Raw genomic sequence first — 21,168 nt, 5'->3', positions numbered from 1 at the left:
GATTGTATATAAAATAAAAAAAGGAGTGTTTATGTGGGGAATTATTGCAACGTGGCGAATGGCTCATGATGGGGTTTGTAAAGCTGAAGAGCTTTTGAGCAAAGGAGGAGAGGCTGGAGAAGCACTAGAACAAGCTATAAAAGAAGTTGAAGATTATCCTTTTTATAAGTCTGTCGGATATGGTGGACTACCAAATGAAGCAGGAATTTTAGAAATGGATGCTGCATATATGGATGGAGATAGTTTTAAAATTGGAGCAGTGGCAGGCATTACTGATATTGCTAATCCCATAGCAGTAGCAAAAGCCTTATCTGAGGAAAAATTTAATAGTATGCGAGTTGGTCCAGGCGCAAGACAATATGCTATTGAAGCAGGCTTTAAGCAGAAAAAAATGTTAACAGAGCGCGCCAAAAAAATATGGGAGAGACGTTTAGAAGAAATGAAGCGTACAGGTCTTTCGGCTTATGATGGACATGATACGGTGGGTATGGTTGCCTTAGACAGTAGTAGAAAAATGGTGGCAGGAACTTCAAGTTCTGGTCTCTTCATGAAAAAATCTGGCCGGGTTGGTGATTCACCACTCTCAGGTTCCGGCTTTTATGTGGATAGTCAGGTTGGAGGGGCTACAGCAACAGGACTTGGTGAAGATTTGATGAAAGGAATTTTATCCTATGAAATCGTTCGTCTCATGTCTGAAGGGCTTACACCACAAGAAGCTTGTGATCAGGCTGTGTATTCTTTTGAAGATAAATTGAAAGAAAGGTACGGTAAAGCAGGAGCTTTTTCACTTGTCGCACTGGATAAAGAAGGAAACTGGGGCGTTGCAACTAATGTAGAATTTACTTTTAGTGTGGCCACTCACAAACAAGAACCAAGAATCTTTATCGCCCACCCAGAAGCAAATCACAAGACAAAAATCGAGCCCATTAGCCAAGAATGGTTAGATGCTTATGAAGCAAGAATTAAAGCACCTATCGAATAGGTAGAAGGAGAAATTGATGTTTTCAAAGCTTGAAAAAATTATGTTGCCCCTGGCTGAAAAAATAGGACGTAACAAGTATCTTATTGCAATAAGAAATGGTTTTCTCGTTTCAACACCACTATTGATTGCGGGATCTTTCTTTTTACTTTTAGCAAATTTCCCTATTCCTCAATGGATTAATTTTTTGGAAACGACGGTTATTAACAGTAAGACCGGGACGACCTTAGCTGAAATGATTACTAAGCCTGCAGATGCGACCTTTACGATCATGGCCGTGTTTGCAGTTGTGGGGATAGGTTATTCTTTTGCGAAAGAAATTAAGGCTAACCCCATTTTTGGAGCGGCAGTTACTTTAATGTCTTGGTTTCTTCTGATGCCCTACTCTGTGACTGGAGAGGTAACAGTTGAGGGGATGGCAAATCCGGTATCAGCTACTTTAACAGCTCTCCCACTTTCTTGGGTCGGAGCAAAAGGGATTTTTATCGGGATTATCTGTGCCTTTGTTTCTGTTAATCTTTATCAATTTGCTGTGAACAGAAAATGGGTAATCAAAATGCCTGAAGGTGTACCACCAATGGTTGAAGATTCCTTCGCTGCTTTGATTCCAGGCGCTTTTGTCATGCTAATATTTTTTGCACTGAACTTGATATTGAACATTTTTGGCACAAATGCTTTTGACTTAGTTTTTAACTTTTTACAAATACCACTGCTCCATCTCGGAGATACAGTATGGGCGATGATTATTGCTTATATCTTTCTTCATGTTTTCTGGTTTTTCGGCGTCAACGGAAGTTCAGTCGTGGGTGCGGTTTTTAATCCTATCCTGCTGACACTCTCTCTTGAAAATGTAGAGTATTTTAAAAATGGTACCGGAGCACCTCATATTGTAAATGCTCAATTTCAAGACTTATTTGCAACCTTTGGAGGTGCTGGATCAACACTTTCTTTATTAATTGCAATGCTAATTGTTTGCCGTTCAAAACGAATTAAGGAGTTAGGTAAGCTTGCTTTGGTTCCAGGTATATTTGGGATAAATGAGCCGATTATTTTTGGTCTTCCTATTGTACTTAATCCTCTCATTTTTATTCCTTTTGTCTTAGTACCAACCTTTAATATTATTGTTTCTTATATTATGATGAACCTTCATCTTGTGCCAATCACCAACGGTGTTTTGATTCCGTGGACTACGCCCATTATTATTTCAGGTTTCTTAGCAACAAACTGGGCCGGAGCACTTTTGCAACTCGTTTTGCTTATCATTGGTGTATTTATCTACATTCCTTTTATCAAAATTATGGATGTACAATACATGAATGAAGAACGACAAGCTGCTGATGCAGAATTAGAAGCTATTACAGAGGAAATGTTGAGCTTTGATAATCTATAGGAGGATAGAATGAGACTTGTAATGATTTTAAATCAAATTCAAGCGGGAATGGGAACAAAGGATGATGTAAAAGTTCCACTTACTGCTACAAAAGAAGTGATTGGACCAGGAGTGACTTTGAAACCCTTACTTGCTGAGCATGAACAAAATTTGCTGGTTACGATTTATATGGGAGAACAAACCTATAGGGAAGCACCAGATGTTGTTCAAAGAAAGATAAAAGGTATGTTGCAACGGCTTAATATTGAGGGCGTGATTTGCGGACCTTCCTTTAACTACCCTGAGTTTTCCAAAATGTCATTGGAGCTTGCTCAAGATATACAAAAAAATACATCTCTCAAAGTAGTTTGTGCCATGTCTGAAGAAAACCAGGCTTTAATTTCTGCTTACAAAGAAGTAATTGATATTGTAAAAATGCCAAAAAAAGGTGGTGTCGGACTTAATGAATCTTATAAGGCAATTTGTAAAGTTTTACAGGCAAAGGAAAATAATAAGTCACGAGAAGCATATAAACAGTTCGTTTTTTAAACAGCAAAGCATTCTAAAGAGGTAAAAAATGTATAGGACAGAAATTGAACAAAATTGGGAGGACTATGTATCCCTTTTGGAAGGAGCAATTACGATTCCCAGTGTCAAAGGCGAAGCCGAAGCTGGTGCCCCTTTTGGAGCAGAGCCACGTCAAGTTTTAGCTTATGTCATGGAAAAAGCACAATCTTATGGTCTAGAAATACAAATCGTCAAAGATGCAATGGGTTATGCTCAATTAGGGGAAGGTGAGGATTATATTGGAGTAGTTGGACATCTTGATGTGGTTGCTGCAGAGGGCCCAGGCTGGTTATCGCCTCCCTTTAAGCTTGAGGAGCGTGAAGGCTATTTCTATGGGCGAGGTGTGTTAGACAATAAGGGACCAATTCTGTCCTGTCTATTTGCTTTGAAGTTATTAAAGGAAAGAAAATTCAAACCTCGTCTACCAATACGCATTATTTTTGGAACTGATGAAGAAAGTGGATCAGCAGATGTGCCTCTTTATTTGTCAGAAGAAAAGGCACCGGTTTTTGGTTTTACACCAGATTGCAAATTTCCAGTAGTTTACGGGGAGCGAGGTGTTGTTGCTCTTGAGTTGACGACAAGATTTGCTCACGGTGTATTGGATTCACTGGGCGATTTTCATGGTGCAATGGCTAAAGACTTTGTTCCTGATGACATTCAACTTTCTGGTGGACGTCAAACTTATAGTGCCAAAGGATTGCGGACGCCAAGCAATGCGCCAGAATTAGGGAAAAATGCAATTACAGCCTTGGCAGCCTTACTTCAAAATAATTTAGAAAATAAGGAGCTGAGGCACTATTTCTCATGGCTCACCCATAGTTTTCATGAAAAACATTTTGGTCAAGGAGTAGGTATTGCTTTTGCGGACCAAGAAAGTGGGCGTTTAATACTTACGCCATACAAAATCAAAAGAGAAAATAATCTTATTCATCTGTCACTTAGTATTCGTTATCCGGTAACTGTGACAGAGGAGCAAGTCATTAATGCTTTAAGCGAAAATCTTTACCCAGACACAAGTTTCAAAATTATTCGCAGTCTGCCCGGAACCTACGTTGACAAGATGAAGCAAGAAATACAAGATTTATCAAATATTTATGAAGAAGTGACAGGATTAAATGGTCAACCCGTCACAACTACAGGAGCGACTTATGCGCGGTCAATGCCAAATATTGTAGCTTTTGGGCCATCTTTTCCGGGGGAAAAAGGAATTGCCCATAAGGAAAATGAATATATAAAGATTGAACATTTAAAACAAATGATAGAAATTTATATGAAAAGTATTGAAAGACTTGGTCAATAAGAAACTTTTAAAAAGAAGATAAGCGTGATAAAATAAAGGTAATGAATACTGAACGAAAAGAAAGCAAAGCAAAGTTTTTAGTTGTTTCTCAAGAAATAAAAAAAAGAATTGAGCAGGGCACTTATGTATCTGCTCAAAAACTTCCATCCGAATACGATTTGGCATTGGAGTTTGGCGTGAGTCGCTTAACCGTACGTAAAGCCATGGAAGATTTGATGACGAAACAAATTGTAATCAAGAAAAAAGGAAAAGGCGCCTATGTGATTGAACAACCCAAGATTCAAAGTGGAGGTATGGGTTTGAAGTCCTTTACCGAAGCAGCAGAGGCTATGGGGAAAGTTGGGCAAACACGTTTACTAAATTTTAAAAAATTGAAGAAAGTGCCTGAGGAAGTTGTAAAAGCACTGAACACCACAGCAGAACTGGTGGAATTACAGCGATTGCGTTTACTTGATAATGAACCCATGACTTTAGAAAAACTCTATTTTGCAGAACAATTAATCACGGGAGCAACTGAGAAAGAATTGACTGGATCCTTGTTTTCCATGATTGAGAAAAAAATAGAAATTGGCTATTCGCACCAAGAAATTGAGGCGATTCTGGCTACAGAGGAACTTGCTCAGTTACTGGAAGTGAAAGTGAACAGTCCAGTTTTCCGCGTGCACTCCACGGCTTTTGCTTTAGACGCTCGACCTATCTTATACGATATTTCTTATTATCGTGCGGATAAATATTCTTTCAAGAATACTTTGATTCGCCAGCATTAAAGTTAAATAGAAAAAAACAGCATTTAAAGCTGTTTTTTTCTATTTAAGTAATCATAAAGAGCAAAGAGAGCGATTCCACCTATAAAACATGATATCCCTGCTTTTAAGCCTTGAGGGAAGAAAGTAAGTTCGATAATATGTTCACCTTTAGGGGCAGTAACTTTCATGAAACCTTCTTGTGCTTTATCTAATGTTACGGAATGTCCATCCAGTTTGGCTGACCAACCTTTATCATAAGGTAATGTGAGGAAAAGATCACCAGAGGTGTTGCTATTATAAGTCAAACGAAGTCCGTTTTTTACTTGTTCGGTTTTCACCTGTGTTTGCTTTAGAGTATCCATAGCTGCTTGGTATTTGGTGTTATCCAAAGCCCAAAATCTTGTTATGCCAAAGGAAACTTGTGAGTTTTCTGGGAAGGAGACACTCACTGTTAGTTTTGTTTCCTTTTCAGAAGTTCCCAAATTATAAAAGTTACCAACATCTTTACTATTGACATTATAAGAATGAAGAACTTTTTTTCCTGAATGAATCGTAATCGTAGTCATTTTTGAATTATCATTAATGTAGCTTACATTAGGTAACTCAAGATAGGCTTGACTATGTGCGGGTACGGTAAGCTCATAGGTCACTGAGACGCCGCCGTCTTCTTCGACTTTACGAATCAGTGTAACTTGTTCTTTCCCACCGTTTATCGTACTGTTACTGTTTTCTGAGTCTGGGTAAATCTGCGTGAAATATTTTTCTTTACTATGCGTCAATTGATGGAGAAAGGCTTCTTGATTACTGATTGTTGCTCTTTCTGAACTGCTCAGAGCTGCATCTTGGTAACCATCTTTTACAAATATTCCAACCGATTGTGCATTGTGATTCTCAAATAAAGAAGGTTTTATTTGCTTAAAACCGTATTTCTCAGGTTGAAATTGATTGATATTATAATTAATGGAAAGAAGCGAATCCATGAGTAACGTGTTTTCAGGGTAGCGGAGATTAAGGAAGGTGCTGTCTGTATGAAACCCTAAAAGTCCTAAGACCCGGCTTGAATTACTATTACGGACAGAAGAAAACTGCGATAAGGCATTATAATTATATTTCATACCATCATTTGCCGTATCGGGGACCGTGTTTTCTGTACGCACAAAGGTATCTACAGAACGTTCGACTACATTTTGGACGAGAGGTTGAATGAATTTTGTTTGGGTATTGTAGTAAGCTCGGCTTGCAAAATTCCATTCTTTCTTAACTCCTGCAAGCTGGTAGTATCCATTTAAACCTGCTTCTGCACACATGAACAAAGCAAGGATGGCAACTAAAACTTTCCAAGGGAGCCATTTTTTAAAGAAGGTAAGAAGAACCAAGAAATAAGCCAAGGCAAAGAGCAGAGTCAGAGCAAGCTGTAGCGTATCGAGATAAGCATAATCTCCGAGTAAAGCAGCAGCAATAAAACCAAGGGAAAGCAGCACAAAGGGGACTATAGTCATCCAAAGTTTTAAAGACTTGAAGCGCGTGAGAACTTCACAGGCCATAAGTAAAATGAGAAGGGAGAAAAGGAAAGCGTAACGATGTAAAAACATGTTTGGAGAATGCATCCCTTGCCACGCCAAATCTAAAACTTGCAGATAAAAAGAGACAGTCAGAAATCCCAGTAGGGCACCGAAGGCTATTTTGGTCCGCCATTTCACTTGAGGAAGGAAGAAGAAAGTAAGAGCAAGAAGGAAGGGGATGAGTCCTAAATAAATCATTGGGACAGCATTATACTGTGTTGTATCATAGGCTCCCACAAAGTTTTTAGAAAAAAGATCAAAAACGGCAGAATTTTGTGTCCAAAAATCATTAATCTGGGAAACAGCTTGAGTATTATTTGCTTTCAAATCAAGATACATTGGAAGAAGCATAACTAAACTTGTTACAGCAGACAATATAGAAGTAATCGCAAAATCAAAAAACTTTTTCCATGACCACTTGGTAAATGTTGAACGTGCTATAAAATATAACACTAAGAAAATTGCAACCATAAAGCCAAAATAGTAATTTTGGATGAATAGAAGGCTTAAGCTGATGTAATACAGTTTACGCTTGCCGAAATCTTGAAGTCCGTGCAAGCCCCACATGATGAGAGGAAGCCAGATGAAAACATCGAGCCACATGATAATTTCAACTTGACTCGTTAAGAAGCTCATCAGGGTGAAAGATGTGGATAATGCCATCGTGATAAGAGAGGGGATGGATTTATACATGTTTTTCAATGCAACAAAACTTGAGAGACCAATCGTTCCAAACTTTAAAAGTGTAATCAGATAAAGTGCATCTGGCATAGTATGAACATTGAAAAAATAAGTAAGGGGCATGAAGAAACTTCCCATGTAGTAAGCAGAGAAAGCATAAAGGTTAAGCCCCAAACCATTCGTGAAAGTATAGAGAAAGCCTAAGTTACTATTATGAAGAATATCCCGATAAAGCGTGTGAATAGCAACATATTGATGATATGCATCACCAGCGAGGATAGAAGTGTCACTTCCCCAATAAATACCGAGGAAGGCAAAAGCTACCGCAAGTAGTCCAGCAGGGAGGATAAAACTTCCGAGCATTAGCCAAATATTTTTCTTGATAAAATCAAACATACACTTATTATAACCTAATTTCTTATTTATAAAAGAAAAACTGGACTAGTCCAGCTTTGTTTTTAACTCTTTTGCGATTTCTTCTAAGCGATTGTCTTTGTTGACCTGAGGTATTTTATAGCCGATGTAGTAAGGAGAAGTGATAAACCGTGGTACAATCTTACAAATATAACGCTGGCTGTCCGGCATTTTGTAGAAAAAAAGATTGTAAGAATCACAGCGTCCGTTCATATAGTCATTCAGTAAATACTGTGTAATAAGCTGAACCTTATCCGCCAAATGATCGATATATTCAAGTTGGGAAATGATAACATTAAATTCTACAAATCCCATAATCGGACGAGTAGAGATTGTAATATCGACACTATTTTCTTTAAGTGTTACACCTTCAAAATTTTCAGGAGAGATATGTTCATAACCATCGGCCTCTTCCAAACCAACAATCTGCATGTGTGGATGACGTAATGTTCCGCCAGAATGGGAGCCAAAGTTTTTAAACATAAGTACTGATTTATATTGGGGATTATCCAATAGCTTCTGCCAACATTCAAAAGCAAACCGAAAGACTTCTCTATTTTCTTGAACAGAGTAGGTAGAGACATCTCCGAGGTGTTTATCTGACTCAATAATCACAGTCATCAAAGAATTTTCGACAGTGGGAAATTTGTTTTTAAGCCAAATTTTGTGCCCTTGTCTGTCCAAAATATCTTTGAGATTGGGTGTATCGCAAAAAGGACAAACTCGCTTTGTTTCAGCAAGGTTTGCGTATTTATTTTTATTGATTTCCATGTTAAAAATTAAAGGATTATCTGTGTGTTCAATCATATTTCTATTATAGCATTTCACAGTCTATTTATTTCTGGAAAAAACTGGTATAATAAATCGTTACCTATTATTTACTTCAGCCTTCAACTGAATGTAAGCTTTTTTGTTTTTCTAAAGAAAAATAGGAAATCTAATAAAAATAGAAAGAGATGGTGAACAAATAATGGATAATTCAAAAACAAGAGTCGTTGTCGGTATGTCTGGTGGCGTCGATAGTTCAGTTACAGCTTTAATGCTGAAAGAACAAGGTTACGATGTCGTTGGTGTTTTCATGAAAAACTGGGATGATACTGACGAAAATGGTGTATGTACTGCTACAGAAGACTACAAAGATGTAGCAGCAGTAGCGGATCAAATCGGTATTCCTTACTATTCTGTCAACTTTGAAAAAGAATATTGGGACCGTGTATTCGAGTATTTCTTGGCGGAATATCGTGCAGGTCGGACACCTAACCCCGATGTTATGTGTAATAAAGAAATTAAGTTTAAAGCATTTCTTGATTACGCAATGGAACTCGGGGCTGATTACGTAGCAACAGGCCACTATGCGCGTGTAACAACAGACGAAGATGGCACAGTTCATATGCTTCGTGGCGTGGATAATAATAAAGACCAAACTTATTTCCTAAGCCAATTGTCACAAGACCAATTGAAGAAAACAATGTTTCCACTTGGTCATTTGGAAAAACCGGAAGTACGCGCCATTGCCGAACGTGCTGGACTTGCAACAGCGAAGAAGAAAGACTCAACAGGAATCTGTTTCATCGGTGAAAAGAATTTTAAAGAATTTTTAACAAACTATCTTCCAGCCACTTCAGGTAAAATGATGACACTAGATGGTGTAGAAATGGGTACGCATGCCGGTCTCATGTATTATACCATTGGTCAACGTGGTGGTTTGGGAATTGGTGGACAACATGGTCAAACTACAAGTGATCCGTGGTTTGTAGTAGGGAAAGATCTTAGTACAAATACACTCTATGTTGGACAAGGTTTCCATCATGAACATTTGTATTCTGATAATTTAACTGCCAGTGAATTGAGCTTTACTCGTCCAATGCCAGAAGAATTTGAAATGCATTGTACAGCCAAGTTCCGCTATCGTCAAGAAGATACAGGAGTAACAATCTCTGTTAAGGGAGATAAAGTTGCTGTCAAATTTGATGAACCTGTACGTGCTATCACTCCAGGACAAGCTGTTGTTTTTTATGACGGTGAAGAGTGTCTCGGCGGGGCCTTGATTGACTTTGCTTATAAAAACGGCCAAATTATGCAATACCAATAAAATAAGAGAAACGTGGGGAAACCCACGTTTTATTTTTTATTAAATTTTAAATTTGTTATAATTTATTTATAATCAAAAACTTATTTAATGGTGGGGATATGAAAAAAATTGGAAAAGGAAATCTTGTTTTACTTGCTTTAGTATTGTTAACGAGTCTCGCATTTATTTGGAGTACAAATTACAAAGAACAAAGCAAACTATTAGCTGACAATATCACACTTCCATGGTTGAGACCAAGTTTTGATCAAGAAGGAACCACAAATCAACTCGTTGCGCAGATAGCTCAAGGAGATTACTCAAGTATACAAGGTAAATGGGAAAGTGAGCGTGGTGTGAATTACGAAATCGATGGGTCACGATTTCTTTTTGGTAGCGTGAATATTATATGATAAAAGATGGTTATGATGACTACGGAATTCCTTATATTATGACGGACAATAGGCATTCGGCAAAACTATATTTTTATCCAGCAGGAAAACCGATTCCTACGCTTCAAGAAGATGGCACGGTTGTCGTTTCAGATATAGCAGATCCGAGTGATACAAGTAAAAATCGTCTCTTATTTGCGCAAACAGTACTCCCTTCAGAGCAAATAAAAGAAAACGTTTTCTATCACGAAAATTAAGCTGTAATGGCTTAATTTTTTTAGCGATAAATACTGTAAAGACAAGTCGAAATAAACTTTTAGACTATTTAAAGGTATTCTTTATAAAAAAGAAGAAAAAAAGTATTAAAAAGCTTTCATTTCTCTCATAGTTGTGATATACTAAGTCATAAGACTGTAGACAGTCAAATTGTTGGAGGAATTTTTTTACAAATGAATGAATTTGAAACATTGTTAAACAGCGTTGAGGACGTTAAAGTACGTGACGTCGTAAAGGGTGAAATCCTTACTATCGAAAACGGGCAAGCAACAGTTGCTATCGTTGGTACAGGTGTTGAAGGTGTCCTTACACTTCGCGAAATCACAAACGACCGTGATGCTGATATCAATACATTCGTAAAACCTGGTGATATTCTTGATTTGCTTGTTATTAAACAAATCGTTGGTAAAGATGCTGAAGGTGCAAATGTATACCTTCTTTCATTGAAACGTCTTGAAGCTCGTAAAGCTTGGACTGAACTTGAAGGTAAAGAAGGCGAAATCCTTACAGTTAAAGTTACTAAAGACGTTAAGGGCGGACTTTCAGTAGACTATAACGGTGTTCGTGGATTTATCCCAGCGTCTATGATTGATACATACTTCGTTAAAGATACTAAGAAATTTGTTGGTCAAGAAATTGAAGCTAAAATTATCGAAATCAACGCTTCTGAAAACCGCTTCATCCTTAGCCGTCGTGCTGTAGTTGAAGCTGAAACTATCGAAATGCGTAAAGAAGCTTTTGCTCAATTGAACGAAGGCGATATCGTTGAAGGTACTGTTTCACGTGTTACTAACTTCGGTGCATTCGTTGACCTTGGTGGTATTGACGGACTTGTTCACGTTTCAGAACTTAGCCACAACCGTGTTAAACGTCCATCAGACGTTGTAAAACCTGGTGATAAAGTTGAAGTTAAAATCTTGAAACTTGATGAAGAAGCTGGTCGTCTTTCACTTTCTCTTAAAGCTACACAAGCTGGCCCATGGGAACAAGTTGAAGAAAAAGCACCAGTTGGCTCAACTGTTGAAGGAACTGTTAAACGTCTCACTGACTTTGGTGCATTCGTTGAACTCTTCCCAGGCGTTGAAGGACTTGTTCACGTTTCACAAATCTCTTGGGAACGTGTTGAAAATCCAAAAGACGTACTTAAAGTTGGTCAAGTTGTGAACGTAAAAGTTCTCGACGTGAAACCTGAAGAAGAACGTATCTCACTTTCAATCAAAGCATTGGAAGAAGCTCCAGCTCGCCCAGCTCGTAATAACGAAGATGGCGAAAAACGTGACCGTAAACCACGTGCTCCACGTAAAGCAGCTAAACCAAGCTACGATCTTCCAGAAACTCAAGAAGGTTTCTCACTCGCAGACTTCCTTGGTGAAGACTTCGACATCAACGATTTGTAAGAAAATCTCCAGAAAAGTCGCTTAAGCGACTTTTTTTGATCTTAGATAAAAATTTCTTTTGGCAATTTGAAATTGACTTCTGAACTTAATAGTTCAGGAGTTTTTCTATTTTATTGAGATTTCTTTGTGTTGATTGCGAAAGCTTAAAGCATTTCGAGAGCTTTCTATTTATTTCTTTGATTTAATTTTTCTTTATAAAACAGAAAGATTATAGGTGTTAAATCTATGTTAAGATGAAAGAAAAAATTATTGGAAAAGAGGAAATTTATGATGAAAAATAAAAAACAAGTATCAGTCGGACTGATGAGTTTTGTTTTATTAACCTTAGGGGAGTGGGCCAAGTCCAAGCCGAATCCTTGGAAGACTTGAAAGCAAGGATGGCAGAACATGTCAAAAAATTAGAAAGGAGTAGCCGCTCAGCAGATGTTCAAGAAACAAGAAAAATGGAAAAAGAACTAGAAGTAATGTATTTGAAGCTGGTCGATCAAGAAATGAAGAAAAATAAAATCATGGAAAAAATTGATAACTTACCAGTAGTTCCGGATAAGACAGAGCGAACACGTGCGCGACATGGCAGATGGACCTGGCGTGATGGCGTTATCGCTGTGACAAACAATGGAATTTCTGGAAGCTGGCATGCGGGAATAGTAGCGCCACAAAAATCATGGGTTACTGCAGAATCTTCCCCAAAAACAGGGGTTAAGCTTCAATATAACTTTGAAGGGCGTGGAAAAGTAGGCAACCATAACGTCTGGCAAACAGGTGTAAAGTCAACATCTGTCTCACAAGATTGGTATGCAGGTCATTGGGCGGGAAGATAGGTAGGCAAGCCTTATAACTATAACTTCTATCGTACCAATAACAGAAACAGCTTTTACTGCTCGCAGCTGGTTTGGGCAGCCTATATGGATGTTGCTAAGGTTAATCTCAATACCTCTGCTTACGATATTCCTGGTGCTAGAGCCATTCATCCTTCGGAGCTGCTTTATAATAATAAAGTTCAGTTGATTTATCGTGCCAAATAAGGATGTCTATCACACTATGAAAAAAATAATATTACTCATTATAGCAGCTGTTTTCTTCTCACTTGGTGCCGTTTTTTTAGTCTATAGAGGTATCCCTAAAGGTAATCAAAGCTTTAAAACAAGTAAAAAAATTGATTTTTATATTATGTCGTCTAAAAAGATTGTGGGTTTTGAGAAGAGTGATGAAGGGGCAAAGAAACGCTCAGAAGACAAAGTAAAGCTAGGAGAAGATACTGCAACCCATAATCTCCAACCAGATTCGAAAAATAACCATTTCTTCGTTTTTGAAGATTTCACACCTGGCCCTTTTCCAAGGGGACCACAAAACGTCGTGAGCTTAGATCTTGAAAAAGGAAGATTATCAAAAGCAGAATATCCTGAAGGGCCAATCACAGGTGCGGGATTTGATGGAAATTTTTACTATCCTATGACCAGTCAATATAAGGGAGGATCTATTCATAAATATGATAAGTCGAAAACACTAAAAAAACAGTATAAATTCCCAGATACAGCTGACAACGTGATGCCTGCTGCAGCAACCGATGAGCAATATCTTTATGTTTTGAATAATGTGACGAATGAGGGGGAAAAGTATACATACAACAATCTTGTGACTTTTGATAAAAACAATTTAACGAAAGTAGATGAAAGGTTAATCACCAATACAAGTCCTAACGTAGCAAACTCAGAAGGCTTTATGGATATAAAACTAATAGGAAATAAATTTTACCTGACCAATAGAGGGAATCGCTTGAAGAGTAATCCTTATGAACCCACTCCACAAGATAAATTGGTTATCCTTGATAAAGAGAGTTTGGCACGCAAGGAAGTTAGCTTGGGGCAAGATGAACCACATAAAATAGCAGTATCCAGTGATGAAAAAATTTTAGCCATTAGTCATGCGAATGACAGTTTTGATACCTCAATGATAATAAGTTTCTACGACATAGATAGCCAAAAAATTCATCGGTTAGTACTTGATGAATCACTCATGGAGAACTATTCTACAGAAGATATGCTAATTAATGTCGACTTTGATAAAGATGGTAAAGTTTGGATTTTAACTTGGAAAAATCTTCTTGTCTATGATTTAGAAAAGCAAGAAAAAATTTTCGGACTTGATTTAGTAAAATATGATTTAGAATACGCACATTTATTAGCTTTGAAGAAATGATACCTCATGTGATCAAAAAATTCTTTACCTTTTTGTTGCTCATTTTGTTTAAAAATGCTATCATATTTTTAAGCAACCGCTTGCGTAAAAAATGAAAAAAGAGGAAATAAATAATGAATCAACAAAATTGGTGGCAAGAAATTGTGATGTATCAGATTTATCCGAGAAGTTTTCAAGACAGTAATGGAGATGGTATAGGCGATATTAAAGGTATTATTTCGCGTTTAGATTATCTTGCTGAGCTAGGTATTGGTGGTATTTGGCTTAGTCCTGTTTATCAGTCTCCCAATGATGATAATGGTTATGATATTTCAGATTATGAGTCTATTATGGACGAATTTGGCACAATGAGAGACATGGAAATACTTATTTCTGAAGCAGATAAACGTGGTATCAAAATTATTATGGATCTAGTTGTTAATCATACCAGCGATGAGCATCCATGGTTTATTGAAGCAAGAAAATCTAAAGAAAATAACTACCACGACTATTATATCTGGAGAGATGCACCATCTGATGGCAGTTTGCCTAATGATTTGAAGTCAATCTTCGGAGGCCCTGCTTGGCAATGGGATGAAGTTGTAGAGCAATACTATTTGCATTTGTTCAGCAAGAAGCAACCGGATCTCAATTGGGAAAATGAAAAACTCCGCCAAGCCATTTATGAGATGATGAACTTTTGGATAGATAAAGGTATCGGAGGTTTCCGTATGGATGTCATCGATTTGATTGGGAAGCAACCAAATCAAGGTATTACAGGAAATGGACCAAAATTACACGATTATTTGAAGGAGATGAATCAGGCGACTTTTGGTGATAAAAATCTGCTGACTGTAGGAGAAACTTGGGGCGCAACACCTGAAATTGCGAAACAATATTCTAACCCAGCCAATAAAGAGCTCTCGATGGTATTCCAATTTGAACATATCGGTTTAGATGAAGCTGAAGGAAAAACCAAGTGGGATTTGATGCCACTAGAGATTCCAAAATTAAAGGAGGTCTTTAGTAAATGGCAAACAGAATTAGGAAATGAAGGCTGGAATTCACTCTTTTGGAATAACCATGATCTGCCAAGGATTGTCTCACGTTGGGGTAATGATAAAGAATACCGTGTAGAATCGGCTAAAATGCTAGCTATTCTCCTACATATGATGAAAGGAACTCCGTACATTTATCAAGGAGAAGAAATTGGCATGACCAATAAACCTGTAAATGATATTGAACAAATTGATGATATTGAAAGTCGAAATATGTATTTTGAGAGATTGGAGGAAGGTTACAGTAAGAAGGATATTCTTCATTCAATCAACGCAAAGGGACGTGACAATGCACGTACACCGATGCAATGGAGCAATGAAAAATCAGCTGGATTTAGTGCAGGCCATCCTTGGTTAGCCATTAACCCTAACTATGAAAAAATTAATGTAGAGGCAGCCTTAGAGGATGAAAATTCCATCTTTTACACTTATCAAAAGTTGGTTGCTTTACGTAAAGAAAACCCGATCATCGTCTGGGGCGAGTTCAAGCTAATTAAAAATACAGCAGAAGAAGTTTTTGCTTATATTCGATCTTACAAAGGTGAAAACTGGTTAATTGTGGCTAATTTCAGTACTAAGGAAAATCAATTTTCTTCCTCATATGAAGTAAAAGAGGAAGTAATTCATAACTATTCTGAGGCTATTGATAATGTGGAAGAAATTGTCCTCAAACCTTATGAAGCCTTTGTTGCTAAACTTAAATAAATTACAAACCACCTTACTTCAATCGGAGTAAGGTTTTTTTGTGCATCTTTTAACAGAAAAACATTTACATTTAAATTATTGACAAATGAAAAATAATTACTTATAATAAAAGAAAGCGTTATCAAAATATTGACAGATAATTTAAGGAGAGTAGATATAATGAAATTTGGAATGATCGGTCTTGGAAAAATGGGCTACAACTTAGTACAAAATGCTGTGGATCATGGTATCGAAGTGGTGGCTTTTGATCAAAATGAAGCGATTGCGCATGAAGCAGAAAAATATTCTGAAAAAATAACCGCAGCTCATAGCTTGGAAAATCTTTTAAGTAAACTTCCAAGTCCTAAGATAGTATGGGTAATGTTGCCAGCCGGAGAAGCGACAAATTCAACAATTGAACAGCTTTCTGAACAACTCTCTGCGGGCGACATTCTTATTGATGGCGGAAATTCTAATTATAAAGACAACTTGAAGCAAAATGAAGAACTTAAAAAGAAGGGGATTCACTTTTTCGATGTTGGAACTTCGGGAGGAATGGCTGGTGCACGTTCTGGCGGAAATTTTATGATTGGTGGAGATGACGAGGCATCTTGGAAAGTTCTTGAACCACTATTTAAAGCCTTGGCGCAAGAGAACGGTTATCTCTATACTGGAAAATTAGGGAGCGGGCATTATCTCAAAATGATTCACAATGGGATTGAATATGGCATGATGCAGGCTATTGCTGAAGGCTTTGAAATTTTGGAAGCTTCACCTTATGATTATGATTACGAGGCGGTAGCAAAACTATGGAATCATGGTTCGGTTATTCGTAGCTGGTTGATGGAATTGGCTGAAGCACAGTTTGCTCAAGATCCAAAATTAGAAGATATTGCAGGAAAAGTTGCAGCTTCGGGTGAAGGAAAATGGACAGTGGAAGAAAGTCTAGATTTAGAAGTCCCTGCCCCAATCATTGCTCTCTCACTCATGATGCGAAATCGTAGTTTACAAGAAGATACAATGACAGGGAAAGTTGTTGCTGCCTTGCGCAATGGCTTTGGTGGACATGCAGTAGTAGAAAAGTAAGGAGAAAAAATGGAATATTTGATTGGTCTTGACCTAGGGACGACTGCAACCAAGGCAGTTCTCTTTAAAAAAGACGGAGAAATCGTGGCTAGTAGCAGTCATGGCTATAAACTTCATCGGGATTCGACAGGAATGGCAGAAGAATCCCTGGAAGACATTTTCGAAGCTGTTTTGATTACTATTCGTGAGGTTTCAATTCATCTAGAAGAGGAAGATGAGCTCTTAGCTGTATCTTTCAGTACACAACTGCACTCGCTTATTGCTTTTGACCAAGAGTGGCAACCTTTGACAAGAGTGATTACGTGGGCAGATACACGAGCAGTTGCTTTTACAGATGAACTGAAGTCTTCAGGACAAGGTTTTGAAATTTATCAACGAACAGGAACACCGATTCATCCGATGGCGCCACTCTCAAAACTTTTATGGCTAGCAAGTGAACGCCCAGAAGTTTTTGAAAATGCAACGCACTATCTTGACTTGAAAGGTTATATTTTCTATCGTCTCTTTAAAACGAACAAGATGGACTTGTCGGTTGCAACTGGAACAGGAATTTTTAATATTCATGAGTTGAACTGGGACAAGGAAGTTCTAAAACTCGTGAAAGTTTCCCAACAGCAACTTCCACAAGTCGTTGAACCTTATGAGATTGAAGAGGGAATGCCTTCAGAATTTGCCAAGAAGATGGGCATTCCTGAGACAACTAAGTTTGTCTGGGGCGCAGGAGATGGTCCACTTTCTAATCTTGGTGTTAACGCCATTAAACCAGGAGTAGCTGCAATTACTATTGGGACTTCAGGCGCGATTCGTGTGGTAACAGATAAGCCACGTGTCGATGCTAAAGCACGGACTTTTACCTATGCTTTGGATAAGGAACATTGGGTAGTTGGAGGTCCAGTTAACTCTGGTGGCGATGTTTTCCGTTGGGTGAGGGATCAAATTTTCGATGAGGAATTAAACTTTGACGAAATTACTGAGATTGCCGCGCAGATAGAGGCGGGAGCAGAAGGTCTGCTTTTCCATCCTTATTTGGGCGGGGAACGTGCTCCTCTTTGGGATGCTAATGCCAGAGGCTCCTTCTTTGGCTTAAACCATGGACATAATCGGGATCATATGGCCCGCGCCGTTTTAGAGGGTGTAATGTTCAATCTTTACATGGTGGCTCTAAGTTTGATTGAAGTGACAGGAGATTTAAAGCAAATCCAAGCAACAGGCGGATTTGTCAGTTCAGAGTTATGGACACAAATTTTAGCTGATATTTTTGAACAACCAATTAATGTGCCAGAAAGCAAGGAAGCAGGCTGTTTAGCAGCTGTGGTAATGGCAGAAAAAGCCTTAGGATTGATTGATGATTTGGGTGTTGTTGAGCAAATGATCGGATCTAATGCAACCTACAAGCCTAACAGTAAGAATTTTAAAGCTTATAGAGAATTATCAATCATTTTTGTACAATTGGCCCGTAGTTTTGAAGAAAGTTATAAGGCTATAGCTGACTATCAGCGTAAATAAAAGTTAGGAGATTTTTATGGATTTACTTATCGTTTTGGTCGGAGTATTGATCTTGCTTTTCTTGATTGGGAAAGCTAAGTTGAATACTTTTGTCTCTCTGGTTATCGTTTCCTTTATTGTTGCGATGCTTCTTGGGATTGATTTAGCAAAGATTCCAACTTCTATCGAAACAGGGATTGGCGGGCAGCTCGGTCATTTAGGAATTATCTTTGGGTTTGGAGCCATGCTTGGCCGCTTGGTCTCAGATGCCGGCGGTGCCTATCGTATTGCGCACACGCTGATTGACAAATTTGGGAATAAAAGGATTCAGCTTGCTGTTGTTTTAGCTTCCTTTATCATTGGAATCGCACTTTTCTTTGAAGTCGGTATGGTTCTTTTAATTCCAATTATCTTTGCGATTGCTGCAGAACTCGCTATTCCAATCCTCTATTTGGGTATTCCGATGGTTGCAGCTCTGTCTGTTGCCCATGGATTCCTCCCCCCTCACCCTGGACCTACAGCCATTGCAGGTGTTTATGGGGCAAATATGGGCTTAGTTCTTCTTTATGGCTTTATTATTGCCGTACCTACAGTTCTCATCGCAGGACCTCTCTTTACAAAATTTGCGAAAAAGATGGTGCCGGATGCTTTTTCAAGAAAAGGCAATCTGTCAACAGTTGGAGAATATAAAGAGTTCAGACTTGAAGAAACACCCTCTTTCTTGTCAGCAACGCTTACCTCACTTATGCCAGTTCTTTTAATGGCCATTTCTACTTTATACGTGATGGTGGCACATGGAGGCAAAACACCAAAAAATCCAAGTGCGCTAGATAATATAGTTGCTTTTATTGGTAGCCCGGATGTGGCAATGCTTCTTTCACTACTTATCGCTATCTTTACAATGGGTATTTTCCGTAAGATTCCAATGAAACGTTTAATGGCATCAGCAGAAGCTTCTATTAAACAGATTGCCATGATGCTCCTAATTATTGGTGGTGGTGGGGCCTTTAAACAAGTCCTTATTGATGGTGGTGTGGGTGACTCAGTTGCTCAAATCTTCCAAGGTAGTCGTCTGTCACCCTTGATTTTAGCTTGGTTAATTGCTGTTGTTCTACGTTTAGCTTTGGGTTCTGCCACAGTTGCAGCCTTAACTGCAGCTGGACTCGTTTTACCTTTAATGGCAGCTACAGGTACAAATCCGGCTTTGTTAGTTATCGCTACAGGAGCAGGCTCACTTTTCTTTAGTCATGTCAATGACGCAGGTTTCTGGATGTTTAAAGAATATTTCAATCTTACAGTCAAAGAAACGCTGTTAACATGGTCGCTTTTAGAAACATTAATTGCCATTGTTGGGCTCGTTGGAGCACTTATATTAAATGTGTTTGTATAAGAAAAAAAGCCATTAGAAGTTCTCTAATGGCTTTTTATTACAAACTTTGCGCTGTAGAAACAACATCTTTTGTTTTCATACTGGAAATCTTTTTAACCCCAAGGCCAGTAAAAGCGCTGATAAGAGAAAAGACAGGGGAGAACAAACTAAAGAAGACAAAAGGTAAGTAAGTCAGAGTTGGTACGCCGAAAGTACTGGCAACGAAACTCCCTGCAATTCCCCAAGGAATAAGGTAGTTGATGACTGTTCCGCCATCCTCAAGCGTACGTCCCAAGACAACGGGGTCAAGATTGGCTTTTTTGTAGACCTCTTTAAACGCGTTACCAGGAAGAATTACCGAAAGGAATTGCTCACCAATAAAGATATTTACACCGATACTAGTAAACAAGGTCGTTGTGATCAAACTCTTTGATGAGGCAAGCTTATGTGCAACCCGGTCCATGACTGTCGAAACAAGTCCTGTTTTCATGAGGAGACCGCCAAGAGATAAGGTAAGAATGATGAGTGATACTGTTGGCATCATGCTTTCAATTCCGCCACGTGAAAGTAGGAGGTCAATTTCTTGATTTCCTGTTGCTGATTTAAAACCAGAATCAATCAATAAACCGAGATCAGTAACTTTTGTATGTGGATTCTGAATAAATATCATTACTAAAGCGATACCAATATTCAAAAGAATAGTAAGGATAGCGGGGATTTTTTTCCAAGCACAAATAAACATGAGGAGGATAGGAATGAAGGCCCAGCCCGAAATTGAAAAATTAGCATGTAGAACTTTTGTGACTTCAGCAATCTTATCTAAACTGGTTGCTTGATTGCTGACACCTAACATAGCAAATAAGACTAAAGAAACCACAAATGCTGGAAGTGTCGACCACATAAGATTTTTGATGTGCTTAAATAAATCCGCATCCACAACAGCAGCAGTAAGGTTTGTTGATTCTGAAAGTGGAGACATTTTATCTCCGAAAACAGCACCAGAGACAATAGCCCCTATGATGAGAGCAGGATTGAGTCCGAGCGTTGCACCGATACCAAAGAAAGCAATACCGATAGTTGACATCACGGTAAAGGCACTTCCGACGGCACTCCCTACAATCGCACAGACAATGAAGACTGAAGGTACGAACCATTTGACACTGATAATATTAAAACCAAGAACCATCAGAGTTGGTATGATTCCAGCTTGAATCCATACAGCGATTAAGGAGCCCACCAAAATAAAGATAAATATTGGAATGATGCCGGGTTTTATTCCGGAGATTATGCCATCATGAATTGCATCAAAGGGCATACGTTTCGCAGACATGTAAATCATGACAATACCGATAGCAAACAAAATGGCAATATTTGGTGCAATCTTAAAGCCAATTACGGAAATGGCAATTGTTGCGATGACTAAAGTAAGCATGAGACAGGCTTCCATCATGCTGGGTTGTTTTATTTTTTTCATATATTTTTCCTTGTAGATTAACTTGTGTTTTGTAATTGTTTATGAACTTTTGTTAAACAATATCGGATAATTCCTCCACA

General features: G+C 38.3%; 17 protein-coding genes and 1 pseudogene. 15 read left to right on the top strand and 3 right to left on the bottom strand.

Annotation, left to right across the window (positions count from 1 at the left end; genetic code table 11):
- Window positions 1-31: 31 nt before the first annotated feature.
- From J0J35_RS04760 to J0J35_RS04740, 5 genes are read left to right on the top strand one after another with little or no spacing between them, the layout of a single operon-like run.
- A complete protein-coding gene (locus J0J35_RS04760; RefSeq protein WP_206918032.1) occupies window positions 32-982 on the top strand; it encodes a N(4)-(beta-N-acetylglucosaminyl)-L-asparaginase in 951 nt (316 codons plus the stop codon).
- Between the two features lie 16 nt (window positions 983-998).
- Complete coding sequence (locus J0J35_RS04755) at window positions 999-2,369, top strand: PTS sugar transporter subunit IIC (protein WP_016170963.1); 1,371 nt, start codon at window positions 999-1,001, stop codon at window positions 2,367-2,369.
- Between the two features lie 9 nt (window positions 2,370-2,378).
- Window positions 2,379-2,897: a GrdB-related putative oxidoreductase gene (locus tag J0J35_RS04750; RefSeq protein WP_004256263.1), complete on the top strand. Its 519-nt coding sequence runs from the start codon at window positions 2,379-2,381 to the stop codon at window positions 2,895-2,897.
- Window positions 2,898-2,925: 28 nt separating this feature from the next.
- Entirely contained in the window at window positions 2,926-4,218 is a 1,293-nt protein-coding gene (locus tag J0J35_RS04745) for a Sapep family Mn(2+)-dependent dipeptidase (protein ID WP_206918030.1), read from the top strand.
- A 41-nt stretch (window positions 4,219-4,259) separates the two neighbouring features.
- The gene (locus tag J0J35_RS04740) at window positions 4,260-4,985 is read left to right on the top strand and encodes a GntR family transcriptional regulator, LSA1692 subfamily (protein ID WP_206918029.1); all 726 of its coding nucleotides are present in this window, start codon (window positions 4,260-4,262) and stop codon (window positions 4,983-4,985) included.
- A 23-nt stretch (window positions 4,986-5,008) separates the two neighbouring features.
- Here J0J35_RS04740 and J0J35_RS04735 read toward each other — a convergent pair whose 3' ends face one another.
- Both J0J35_RS04735 and J0J35_RS04730 read right to left on the bottom strand, forming a co-directional pair.
- Complete coding sequence (locus J0J35_RS04735; protein WP_206918028.1) at window positions 5,009-7,603, bottom strand: YfhO family protein; 2,595 nt, start codon at window positions 7,601-7,603, stop codon at window positions 5,009-5,011.
- Window positions 7,604-7,648: 45 nt separating this feature from the next.
- Window positions 7,649-8,428, bottom strand: coding sequence for a DUF4931 domain-containing protein (locus J0J35_RS04730; protein WP_206918027.1), 780 nt, complete (start codon window positions 8,426-8,428; stop codon window positions 7,649-7,651).
- 160 nt (window positions 8,429-8,588) lie between these two features.
- On the opposite strand from J0J35_RS04730, the gene mnmA reads away from it, so the two are divergent.
- The 10 genes and pseudogenes from mnmA (at window position 8,589) to J0J35_RS04680 (ending at window position 19,635) form a co-directional block, all read left to right on the top strand.
- On the top strand, window positions 8,589-9,713 hold the full coding sequence (mnmA, locus tag J0J35_RS04725; protein ID WP_029345661.1) for a tRNA 2-thiouridine(34) synthase MnmA: 1,125 nt from the start codon (window positions 8,589-8,591) through the stop codon (window positions 9,711-9,713).
- Between the two features lie 98 nt (window positions 9,714-9,811).
- Window positions 9,812-10,338 (top strand): annotated as a pseudogene (locus tag J0J35_RS11790) (hypothetical protein).
- A 192-nt stretch (window positions 10,339-10,530) separates the two neighbouring features.
- Window positions 10,531-11,754, top strand: coding sequence for a 30S ribosomal protein S1 (gene rpsA, locus J0J35_RS04715; protein WP_004256275.1), 1,224 nt, complete (start codon window positions 10,531-10,533; stop codon window positions 11,752-11,754).
- A 332-nt stretch (window positions 11,755-12,086) separates the two neighbouring features.
- Window positions 12,087-12,575 (top strand): hypothetical protein, encoded by a 489-nt coding sequence (locus tag J0J35_RS11610; RefSeq protein ID WP_242534094.1) that lies wholly within the window; start codon window positions 12,087-12,089, stop codon window positions 12,573-12,575.
- Between the two features lie 84 nt (window positions 12,576-12,659).
- Window positions 12,660-12,779 (top strand): hypothetical protein, encoded by a 120-nt coding sequence (locus J0J35_RS04705; RefSeq protein ID WP_019292756.1) that lies wholly within the window; start codon window positions 12,660-12,662, stop codon window positions 12,777-12,779.
- 16 nt (window positions 12,780-12,795) lie between these two features.
- On the top strand, window positions 12,796-13,953 hold the full coding sequence (locus J0J35_RS04700; protein ID WP_206918026.1) for a hypothetical protein: 1,158 nt from the start codon (window positions 12,796-12,798) through the stop codon (window positions 13,951-13,953).
- Between the two features lie 113 nt (window positions 13,954-14,066).
- The gene (locus J0J35_RS04695) at window positions 14,067-15,695 is read left to right on the top strand and encodes an alpha-glucosidase (protein ID WP_206918025.1); all 1,629 of its coding nucleotides are present in this window, start codon (window positions 14,067-14,069) and stop codon (window positions 15,693-15,695) included.
- Window positions 15,696-15,854: 159 nt separating this feature from the next.
- Window positions 15,855-16,760, top strand: coding sequence for a phosphogluconate dehydrogenase (NAD(+)-dependent, decarboxylating) (gnd, locus tag J0J35_RS04690; protein ID WP_019293120.1), 906 nt, complete (start codon window positions 15,855-15,857; stop codon window positions 16,758-16,760).
- Between the two features lie 9 nt (window positions 16,761-16,769).
- Window positions 16,770-18,266 carry a gluconokinase gene (gntK, locus tag J0J35_RS04685; RefSeq protein ID WP_165706819.1) on the top strand — a complete coding sequence of 499 codons (1,497 nt, stop codon included), beginning with the start codon at window positions 16,770-16,772 and terminating at the stop codon, window positions 18,264-18,266.
- Window positions 18,267-18,282: 16 nt separating this feature from the next.
- The gene (locus tag J0J35_RS04680) at window positions 18,283-19,635 is read left to right on the top strand and encodes a gluconate:H+ symporter (protein ID WP_004256283.1); all 1,353 of its coding nucleotides are present in this window, start codon (window positions 18,283-18,285) and stop codon (window positions 19,633-19,635) included.
- A 37-nt stretch (window positions 19,636-19,672) separates the two neighbouring features.
- On the opposite strand, the gene nhaC is transcribed toward J0J35_RS04680, so the two are convergent.
- Window positions 19,673-21,088 carry a Na+/H+ antiporter NhaC gene (gene nhaC / locus J0J35_RS04675; protein ID WP_206918024.1) on the bottom strand — a complete coding sequence of 472 codons (1,416 nt, stop codon included), beginning with the start codon at window positions 21,086-21,088 and terminating at the stop codon, window positions 19,673-19,675.
- Window positions 21,089-21,168: the final 80 nt, after the last annotated feature.

This window comes from Lactococcus sp. LG606 (assembly GCF_017309645.1).
In the GTDB taxonomy this organism is placed as follows: domain Bacteria; phylum Bacillota; class Bacilli; order Lactobacillales; family Streptococcaceae; genus Lactococcus; species Lactococcus petauri.
Note: the sequence above shows the minus strand (reverse complement) of the source record. Positions and strands in the feature narration are given on the sequence as shown.